This is a genomic window from Streptomyces longwoodensis, assembly GCF_001514125.1.
Lineage (GTDB): Bacteria > Actinomycetota > Actinomycetes > Streptomycetales > Streptomycetaceae > Streptomyces > Streptomyces longwoodensis.
The window spans coordinates 338,234-349,488 of sequence record NZ_KQ948552.1 but is presented as its reverse complement, the minus strand read 5'-3'; the positions used below and the strand labels follow the sequence as shown (position 1 = coordinate 349,488).

Here is an 11,255-nt window from a genome sequence, read left to right as displayed (position 1 = left end):
CTGTTGCTCGAGACGGCGTGGGAGGTGTTCGAGCGGGCGGGGATCGATCCGGCGACGGTGAAGGGCAGTGCGACCGGGGTCTTCGCCGGCGTCATGCACCACGACTACGCCTCCCGGGTCGAACAACTGCAGACCGAGACCGAGGGCTACGCCCTCATGGGCGCCTCCCCGAGCGCGGTGACCGGCCGCGTCGCCTACACGTTCGGCCTCGAAGGCCCGGCGGTCACGGTGGACACGGCGTGCTCGTCGTCGCTGGTGGCGCTGCACCTGGCCGTGCAGGCCCTGCGGTCCGGCGAGTGCTCCATGGCCCTCGCCGGCGGCGTGACCGTCATGTCGACACCGACCCTCTTCGTGGAGTTCAGCCGACAACGCGGCATGGCCCCCGACGGGCGGTGCAAGGCGTTCGCGGCGGCGGCCGACGGCGCGGGATGGTCCGAGGGCGTCGGGCTGCTGCTCGTGGAGCGACTGAGCGACGCCCGGCGCAACGGGCACCGGGTCCTCGCCGTGGTGCGCGGCAGCGCGATCAACCAGGACGGTGCGAGCAACGGCCTGACCGCGCCCAACGGCCCCGCCCAGCAGCGCGTCATCCGGTCCGCCCTGGCCAACGCGCGGCTGACGGCGGCGGACGTGGACGTCGTGGAGGCCCACGGCACGGGCACCACGCTGGGCGACCCGATCGAGGCCCACGCCCTCCTGGCCACCTACGGCCAGGACCGTCCGGCGGACCAGCCGCTGCGGCTGGGCTCGGTGAAGTCCAACATCGGCCACACGCAGGCCGCCGCGGGCGTGGCCGGCGTGATCAAGATGGTGCAGGCCATGCACCACGGCGTCCTGCCCAGGACCCTGCACGTCGACTCACCCTCCCCGCACATCGACTGGTCCTCCGGCGCCGTGGAACTCCTGACGGACGCCGTCGAGTGGACGACGGACGGGGAACGTCCGCGCCGCGCCGGGATCTCCGCGTTCGGCGCCAGCGGCACCAACGCCCACCTCATCCTGGAGCAGGAGCCCGAGGACGAGGTCCCCTCGGCCACGGAGTCCGCTGTCTCCCCGGTCGACTCACTGGTCGTCCCCTGGGTGCTCTCGGGCAGGACCGAGGCCGGCCTGCGAGGACAGGCGGCTCGGCTGGCGGCGTTCGTCGATGAGCGTACGGAGGTGTCGCTGCCGGACATCGGGTGGTCACTGGCGACGGGCCGGGCCGCACTCGATCACCGCGCGGTGGTGCAGGCGGGCGACCGGGATGCCGCCATAGAGGCGCTGCGGTCACTCGCGGAGGGTCTGCCGTCGGCCGGTGTGGTGTCGGGCGTGGCCTCCGGCGAGTCGGGCCGGGTGGTGTTCGTGTTCCCGGGTCAGGGGTCGCAGTGGGTGGGGATGGGGGCGGGGTTGTGGGAGTCGTCGCCGGTGTTCCGGGAGCGGCTGGGGGAGTGCGCGGCGGCTCTTGAGCCGTTGGTGGACTGGTCCGTGGTCGACGTGGTGCGGGGTCTGCCGTCGGCTGCGTCGCTGGATGACGTGGTGGTGGTGCAGGCGTCGTTGTGGGCGGTGATGGTGTCGCTCGCGGCGGTGTGGCGTTCGGTGGGTGTGGAGCCGGGGGCGGTGATCGGCCATTCGCAGGGGGAGATCGCTGCTGCTGTGGTGGCCGGTGGGCTGTCGGTGCAGGACGGCGCCCGGGTCGTGGTCCTGCGCGCGCAGGCGATCGCGGAGAGCCTGTCCGGCAACGGCGGCATGGTGTCGGTCGCGACGGGTGCGGACCGGGTGCGGGAGTTGATCGCGCGCTGGGGTGAGCGCATTTCGATCGCATCCGTCAACGGTCCGTCTTCGACGGTTGTTTCGGGTGAGCCGGATGCTCTGGACGAGCTCATGGGTACGTGCGAGACCGAGGGGGTCCGGGCGCGTCGTATCGCCGTGGACTATGCGTCGCATTCCCCGCAGGTGGAGTCCATCCGGGAGCAGGTCACCGAGGCGCTGGCCGGCATCGAGCCCCGTCCCGCGCAGGTGCCGTTCTACTCGACGGTGACCGGCTCGGTGATCGACACCAGTGGTCTGGATGCCACGTACTGGGTGACGAACCTGCGCCAGGAGGTCCGTTTCGACGCCACTGTGCGGGAGCTGCTGGCCGATGGGTTCGGCTACTTCGTGGAGTGCAGCGCCCACCCCGTCCTGACCGTCGGTATGCAGGAGACCTTCGAGGACCACGCCGACGCCCAAGCCGCCGTCGCGCTGGGCACCCTGCGTCGCGACGAGGGCGGGCCCGAGCGGTTCCTGACCTCTCTCGCCGAGGGCTACGTCCGTGGCCTCAGCGCCGACTGGGACCTTCTGTTCGCCGGGACCGGTGCCCGGTGGGCGGACCTGCCGACGTATGCGTTCCAGCGTGAGTGGTTCTGGCTGCGTTCGGCGGCTGGAGCCGGTGCGGCCGACGTGTCGGAAGCCGGCCTCGACGTCACGGGGCACCCGTTGCTGGGTGCGTTGGTGCGGGTGGCGGCCGAGGACCGGGTGGTGTTGGCGGGGCGGGTGTCGTCGGGTTCGCATCCGTGGTTGGTGGATCACGCGGTGTCGGGTGTGGTGGTGGTGCCGGGTGCGGCGTTGGTGGAGCTGGCGTTGCGGGCGGCGGACGAGGTCGGGTGCGCCGTGGTGGAGGAGTTGACGTTGGCGGCGCCCTTGGTGGTGCCGGAGCGTGGGGGGGTGCAGGTTCAGCTGTCGGTGGGTCCGCCCGACGAGACGGGACGCCGGGAACTCACCCTCCACTCCCAGCCCGAGCACTCCGGTCCGGAGGTGGCCTGGACACGCCACGCCACCGGTGTCCTCGCGGACGGGGACCGGGACGGCGGCCAGGGCCTGACCGCCTGGCCGCCGCCGGGCGCGGAACCGGTGGACGTGGACGGGTTCTACGAGCGGGTGGCGGCCAAGGGGTACGAGTACGGACCGTCGTTCCAGGGGCTGCGCGCCGCCTGGCGGGCCGGCGACGAGGTCTTCGCCGAGGTGGCGCTGCCCGACGAGGCGGTGGAGGACGCCGACCGGTTCGGCATCCACCCGGCGCTGCTGGACGCCGCCCTGCACCCGGTCGTCCTGCTGAACGGCGCATCCGCCGAGGACTTGGCGGAGCTCAGGCTGCCGTTCGCTTGGGGTGACGTGGCGCTGTTCGCGGTGGGGGCGCGGGTGGTGCGGGTGCGGGTGAGTCCGCTGGGCGAGGACGCGGTGTCGGTGGTCCTGGCCGACGCGGCCGGTTCGCCGGTGGCGTCGGTGGGTTCGCTGGTGCTGCGTGCCGTGGACCCGCGCAAGCTGCGCACGGTCGACGACCCGACGAAGGACGCCCTGTTCCGGATCGAGTGGAAGCCGTTGACCGAGCCGGGGGACGCCATCACCTCCCTGTCGCTGGCGGAGATCGGCGCGGCGGGGGAGCGGCTGACGGACACCCCCGGCTTCCTGGACCTGGCGGCCCTGGCCGACGCGGTCGGTGCCGACGGGGACGTGCCCGAGGCCGTGGTGGTCCGCCTCAGCGGACACCGGGACGGTGACGGTGACGTGACGGGTGGTGTCGCGGGGGGCGTGCGTGCCGTGACTGCGGAGGCGTTGGGCCTGGTGCAGGAGTGGCTGGCGCTCGACCGTTTCGCCGGGTCGCGCTTGGTCGTCGTGACCAGTGGTGCGGTGCCCGCGGGGGACGCCGGCGAGGGAGCCGACAGTGACCGCGCCGTGGATCTGGTGTCGGCTCCGGTGTGGGGTCTGGTCAGGGCCGCACAGGCGGAGAACCCGGGCCGGTTCCTGCTCGTGGATGTCGACGACGCGGACCTCTCGCGCCACCGGCTCACGCACGCCGTGGCTCTCGCGGTGACCGACGAGGAGCCGCAAGTCGCCCTACGGAGCGGGGCCTTGTTCGTACCGAGGATGGTGCGGGCGGGTGATTCCGGTGGGCCGTTGCTGCCCCCGGCCACCGAAGCCCACACCGGCGCCCACACCGGCGCTCACACCACCACCCACGCCGCCGCCGGCGTCGAGGCGTGGCGGCTGGGCACCACCGGCCCCGGCACGCTGGAGAACCTCGACCTGCTGCCCGCTCCGGAAGTCCTCGCGCCGCTGCGCGAGGGGCAGGTGCGGGTGTCGGTCCGCGCGGCGGGCGTCAACTTCCGCGACGTGCTGACCGGCCTCGGCATGTACCCGGACCCCGACGCGTACTTGGGCACCGAGGGTGCGGGCGTGGTGACCGAGGTCGGTCCCGGGGTGACCGGCTGCGCCGTCGGTGACCAGGTGATGGGGCTGCTGCCCGAGGCCTTCGGACCAGTGTCCGTCGTGGACCGGCGCCTGATCGCCCCGGTGCCCGAGGGCTGGTCGTTCGAGCAGGCCGCCGCCGTACCCGTCGCCTTCCTCACGGCCTGGTTCGGCCTGGCGGATCTGGGTGGGTTGTCGGCGGGTGAGTCGGTGCTGGTGCATGCGGCCACGGGTGGTGTGGGAATGGCCGCGGTGCAGTTGGCGCGGTACTGGGGTGCGGAGGTGTTCGCGACCGCGAGTGAGGGCAAGTGGGACGTCCTGCGGGAGATGGGTTTCGACGCCGATCACATCGCGTCCTCGCGTGACCTGGGCTTCGAGGAGAAGTTCCTGGGGGTGACCGGCGGGCGTGGTGTGGATGTGGTGCTGGACTCGCTGGCGAAGGAGTTCGTGGACGCCTCGCTGCGGCTGCTGCCGCGTGGTGGCCGGTTCCTGGAGATGGGCAAGACCGACATCCGCGACCCGCGGACCGTGGAGCAGGCGCACCCCGGCGTCACGTACCACCCGTACGCCCTCACCGAGATCTCCTACGACCGTCTCGGCGACATGCTGACCGAGCTGCGGGAGTTGTTCGAGCGGGGTGTGCTGGAGCCGTTGCCGGTGCGGACGTGGGACGTGCGCCGGGCGCCGGAGGCGCTGCGGTTCATGAGCCAGGCCCGCCACACCGGCAAGCTGGTGCTGACGGTGCCGCGCCCGTGGGACACGGCGGGCACGGTGCTCGTCACCGGCGGGACGGGAACCCTGGGCGGACTGCTGGCCAGGCACCTGGTGGCCGAGCGCGGGGTGCGGCATCTGCTGCTGACCAGCCGGCGCGGCCCGGACGCCCCCGGCGCCGGCGAACTCGTCGCCGAGCTGACCGAGTTGGGTGCCGAGACCGTGGACGTCGTGGCCTGCGACGCCGCCGACCGCGAGGCGCTGGCCTCGGTGCTGGCATCGGTACCGGGTGAGCGTCCGCTGACCGCCGTCGTGCACACCGCCGGAGCGCTGGACGACGGCCTGGTCGGTGACTTGACCCCGGAGCGGCTGGAGACCGTCCTGCGGCCCAAGGTCGACGCCGCCCTCAACCTCCACGAACTCACCCGCGAACTCGACCTGAGCGCGTTCGTCCTGTACTCCTCGCTCGCCGGCGTCCTCGGCAGTCCGGGACAAGCCAGTTATGCGGCGGCGAACGTGTTCCTGGACGCGTTGGCGGGGGTGCGCCGGGCTCAGGGGCTGCCCGGTGTGTCGTTGGTGTGGGGCCATTGGGAGCAGGCCAGTGAGCTGACCGGTCGGCTGGAGGCCAACGACTTGTCGCGGCTGACGCGTTCGGGGATCGTGCCGATGGCGGCGCCGCTCGGGCTGAGCCTGTTCGAGGCCGGTTGCCGGGTGGACGAGTCGCTGGTCGTCACCGCCCGGCTGGAGGTGGAGGCGTGGGCCTCGGGCGGGAGCGAAGTCACCCGCGCCCTGTCACGTGGCCTGGCCGCAACCAAGAATCCGCCCCGGCGCACGCGTGCCGCGGCCGTGGACGGTGCGGGAGCGGGTGGCTCGCAGTTGGGCCGGCGTCTGGCGGCGATGCCGCAGGCCGAGCGTGTGTCACACCTGGTGGACCTGGTGCGTGCGCACGTGGCGACCGTGCTGGGGCACGGCTCGCCCGCGGCGGTGGACCCGGGACGGGCGTTCAAGGAGATCGGCTTCGACTCGCTGACCGCCGTCGAACTGCGCAACCGCCTCCAGACCGCGACCGGTCTGCGCCTGCCCGCCACCCTCGTCTTCGACCACCCCACCCCCGACACCCTCGCCGGGTTCCTGCTGTCCGAACTGCTCACCGGCACCGACGCCGACAGTGACCACGACGCCGTCACCGGCGCTGCCTCCGGCCACCGCGGGGCCGGCGCCGAGACGCCCGTGGACGACGACCCGGTCGTCATCGTGGCCATGGCCTGCCGCTTCCCCGGTGACGCGGACTCGCCCGAGGGGCTGTGGGACCTGGTCGCTGAGGGCCGTGACGCCATCTCGGGCTTCCCGGCCGACCGGGGCTGGGACCTGGACCGGCTGTACGACCCGGACCCGGACCGTTCGGGCCGGAGCTACGCGCGGGAGGGCGGCTTCCTGCGCGACGCCGCGGACTTCGACGCCGGCCTGTTCGGCATCTCCCCGCGCGAGGCCCTCGGCATGGACCCGCAGCAGCGCATGATGCTCGAGTCCTCCTGGGAGGTCTTCGAACGCGCCGGCATCGACGCCGTGTCGCTGCGCGGCAGCCGCACCGGTGTCTTCGTCGGAGCGGTCACCACCGGCTACGGCCAGGACACCAGGCTCCAGCGGAGCGTCGAGGGCTACTCCGTCACCGGCAACGTGCTCAGCGTCGTCTCCGGCCGCGTCTCCTACGTCTTCGGACTGGAGGGCCCGGCCATGACCGTGGACACGGCGTGCTCCTCCGCCCTGGTGGCGCTGCACCTGGCGGCGCAGTCGCTGCGCTCGGGCGAGTGCTCGCTCGCCCTGGTCGGCGGAGTCACCGTGATGCCGAGCCCGTTCGGGTTCGTGGAGTTCAGCCGCCAGCGAGTGCTGTCACCCGACGGCCGCTGCAAGGCGTTCGCGGCGTCGGCCGACGGCACCGGCTTCTCCGAGGGCGTGGCCACCCTGCTCGTGGAACGGCTGTCCGACGCGCGGCGCAACGGGCACCCGGTGCTCGCGGTGGTCCGGGGCTCGGCGACCAACCAGGACGGTGCCAGCAACGGCCTCACCGCCCCCAACGGCCCCTCCCAGCAGCGCGTCATCCGCGCCGCCCTCGCCAACGCCGGGCTCACCCCGGCCGACGTCGACGCCGTCGAGGCGCACGGCACCGGCACCGCGCTCGGCGACCCCATCGAGGCCCAGGCCCTCCTCGCGACCTACGGCAAGGGCCGCCCCGCCGACCGCCCCCTGTGGCTGGGGTCCGTGAAGTCCAACATCGGCCACACGCAGGCCGCCGCCGGAGCCGCCGGACTCATCAAGATGGTGGAGGCCATGCGGCACGGCGTCCTGCCGAAGACGCTGCACGTCAACGAGCCGACGCCCGAGGTGGACTGGTCGGCGGGCGCCGTACGACTGCTGACCGAGCCGGTGCGGTGGCCGGACACCGGCGGGCGCCCGCGCCGTACCGGCGTCTCCGCGTTCGGCATCAGTGGCACCAACGCCCACGTCATCCTCGAGGAGCCGCCCGCCGACCTGGCGGAGGCCGGCGCACCGGACGAGCCGCACCACGTCGGCACCACGAACGGACCGGCGGACGCACCCACGCCGGGCGAACCGCAGCACGCACACACCACGGACGGGGCCGAGAACCCGGGCCTCACCACCGAGTTGGTGCCCTGGCTGCTGTCCGGCAAGAGCGACGCGGCCCTGCGCGCCCAGGCCGGACGGCTGGCCGCCCACCTGGAGGACCACGACGCACTGCGGGCCCTCGACGTCGGCCACTCCCTGGCCGTGTCGCGGACCGTCCTCGAACACCGCGCCGTCGTCCTGACCGGACACGGCGAGGACGCCGGCCCCGGCCTCTCCGCGCTGGCCGCGGGGCTGCCCGCCGCCGGGACGGTGTCGGGTGTGGCGGATGTGCGGGGCCGGGTGGTGTTCGTGTTCCCCGGTCAGGGTTCGCAGTGGGAGGGGATGGCGGTCGGGCTGCTGGATGCGGCGCCGGTGTTCGCTCGTCGGTTCGCCGAGTGTGATGCGGCGTTGGGTGAGTTCGTGGACTGGTCGGTGACGGATGTGCTGCGGGGTGTTGCGGGTGCGCCGAGTGTGGAGCGCATCGAGGTGTTGCAGCCGGTGTTGTTCGCGGTGAACGTGTCGCTGGCGGCGTTGTGGGAGTCGGTGGGTGTGGTGCCGTCGGCGGTGGTGGGTCACAGCCAGGGTGAGATCGCGGCGGCGTTGGTGGCGGGGGCGCTGTCGTTGCGGGATGCGGCGCGGATCGTGGTGCTGCGCAGTGCGCTCTTCGCCGAGCAGTTGGTGGGGCGTGGGGCGGTTGCTTCGGTGGCGTTGTCGGCGGGTGAGGTGCAGGAGCGTCTGGCCCGGTGGGAGGGCCGGCTGGTGATCGCCGGGCGCAACGGCCCCGGGGCGGTGACGGTGGCGGGGGAGGTACCGGCGCTGGAGGAGTTCGTGGCGTCGTGCAAGGCGGACGAGGTCCGGGCCCGGGTGGTCGGTTCGACGGTGGCCTCCCATTGCGCTCAGGTGGACCCGTTGCGTGAGCGGATCCTGGAGATGTTCGCGGACGTGGTGCCGGTGCGGGGGCGGGTGCCGTTCTATTCGACGGTCACGGGTGCGGTGCAGGACACGACGGGGCTGACGGCGGAGTACTGGTTCGCCAACGCGCGCCGGCCGGTGGACTTCGAGGGTGCGGTGCGGGCGCTGCTGGAGGACGGGTACCGGTTCTTCGTCGAGTCCAGCGCGCATCCGGTGCTGGTGATGGGCGTCGACGCCACCAGCGACGACGCCGGGACCGACGCCGTCGCCCTCGGGACGCTGCGCCGCGACGACGGCGGCACCGCCCGCTTCCTCACCTCCCTGGCCGAGGGCCATGTGCGGGGCCTCCCGGGCGTCGACTGGCGCGGTGTGTTCGCCGGGACCGGCGCCGCGCGCGTGGACCTGCCCACCTACCCCTTCCAGCGTGAGCGCTACTGGCTGGACGACCTCGCCGTGACCACGGCGGACGACGACGGAAGCCCGGCCGACCCGGTGGAGGCGGAGTTCTGGGAGGCGGTGGAACGCGGCGACCTCGAAGGCGTCGCCGCGGAGCTGGAGGTCGGCACCGACCCGCTCGGCGCCGTCCTGCCCGCCCTGTCGTCCTGGCGCCGGCGTCGGCGCGAACGGTCCCTGGTGGACCGTTGGCGCTACCGCACCGTCTGGCGGCCCGTCGAGACGCGGGGCGCGCCCCGCCCCGACGGCGGGAGCCCCGCCACCACCCCCGCCCTCACCGGGCGCTGGCTCCTGCTCGTCCCCGCGACCCTCGCGGCGGACCCGTGGGCCGACGCCGCCGAACGGGCCCTGACCGGCCATGGAGCCCAGGCGGTCCGCTTGACCCTGGACACCGCGGCCACCGCGAACGCGCCGGACGCCCCGAACACGGCGGACACCCCCGGCACCGGACTCGACCGGCTCGCGGACCTGCTGCGCGAGGACACCGTCGGCGTCCTCTCCCTCCTCGCCCTGGACGACGCCCCCCACCCGGACCACCCCGCCGTGCCCGCGGGCCTCGCCGCCACCCTGGCGGTGGCCCGGGCGATGGCCGGCGCCGGGACCACGGCACGGCTGTGGGCCGCCACCCGGGGCGGCGTGCTCACCGGACACCACGACCCCCGGACGAGCCCCGGCCAGGCGCAGACCTGGGGTCTCGGGCGGGTCGTCGCCCTGGAGGAGCCCGCGCTGTGGGGCGGCCTCGTCGACCTGCCGGACACCGCCGACGACACGGCCGCCACCCGGCTGGCCGCCGTCCTCGGCGGCCTCCCCGCCCCCGACGGGTACGGCGAGGAGGACCAGCTCGCGATCCGCCCGGACGGGGTCCACGCGGCCCGGCTCGTCCGCGCCCCGCTCGGCGACGAGCCCGCGCGGCGCGCCTGGAGGCCCGACGGCACCGTGCTGATCACCGGCGGCACCGGGGGGATCGGCTCGGGTGTCGCCCGCTGGTTCGCCCGCAACGGAGCGCGGCACCTGCTGCTCACCGGCCGCCGCGGACCCGCCGCGCCCGGCGCCGAGGAACTCCGCACGGAGCTGGAGGAGTTGGGAGCCCGGGTCACCCTCGCGGCCTGCGACATGGCCGACCGGGGCGCGGTCGCCGCCCTCGTGGCGGGCGTCCCGAAGGAGCACCCGCTCACCGCGGTCGTCCACGCGGCCGGGGTGCCGCAGGGCTACACCCCGTTCACCGACACCACGGCCGCCGACCTCGCGGACGTCACCGCGGGCAAGGTGGCGGGCGCCGCCCACCTGGACGACGTCCTCGCGGACACGCCCCTGGACGCCTTCGTGCTGTTCTCGTCCAACGCGGCCGTGTGGGGCAGCGGCGGACAGGCCGCCTACGCGGCGGGCAACGCGTACCTCGACGCACTCGCCGCGCGGCGCCGCGCCCTCGGCAGGACCGCCACCTCGCTCGCCTGGGGCGCCTGGGGCGGGGGCGGCATGATGGCCGCCGAGGGGGCCGCCGACTACATGGGCCGCCGCGGCGTCCTGGAGATGGCGCCCGAGCCGGCCACGGCCGCGATGGTGCAGGCCGTGGAGCACGACGAGACCACCGTCGCCGTCGCGGACGTCGCCTGGGAACGGTTCGTCCTCGGCTTCACCGCCCGCCGCCCCAGCCCGCTGCTCGCCGAGATCCCCGAGGTCCGCGCGGCCCTGCGCGAGGACACGGAGGAAGAGGACACCGGCCAGGACAGCGCGCAGGGCGCCGCCCGGGCCTCGCTCACCGGCCGCCTCGCCACGATGACCGAGCACGAACGGCTCAGGACCCTCGTGGAGTTGGTGCGCCAGGAGGCCGCGGTCGTCCTGCGGCACGACGGCACCGACGGCATCCAGGGCGCACGCGCCTTCAAGGAGCTGGGCTTCGACTCCCTGACCGCCGTCGAGCTGCGCAACCGCCTCCAGGCCGCCACCGGTCTGCGGCTGCCCGCGGCCGTCGTCTTCGACCACCCGACCCCGGCCGCGCTCGCCACGCACCTGCGCGGCCTGCTGGTGCCCGACGACGCCCAGGACGGCACCGGCGCCGCACTGGACGGGCTCAAGGCCCTGGAGGAGTCCGCCGCCGCGCTCGCCGGCGGTGGCGACGGCACGGACAGGATCGTCGAACGCCTCGAGGCGCTGGTGTGGAAGCTCCGCGACAACGGCGCCCAGGCCGAGCCCGCCCCGGGCGACGACACCGGTCCCGCGGGCGCCACCGACGACCTCGCGTCGGCCACGGCCGAGGACATGTTCGACCTGCTCGACCGCGAACTCGGCAACGCCTGACCGCAGCCCGGGCACGGCACGCACTCGACGCGCGACTGGGGGACCAGAGGCAATGG

The 11,255-nt window shown here is 74.1% G+C and carries 1 protein-coding gene; it reads left to right on the top strand.

Annotated features, from left to right (window positions below):
- Positions 1–11,199: type I polyketide synthase (locus AQJ30_RS37875; protein ID WP_159052322.1), on the top strand; the 11,199-nt coding region annotated here is incomplete at its 5' end.
- Positions 11,200–11,255: the final 56 nt, after the last annotated feature.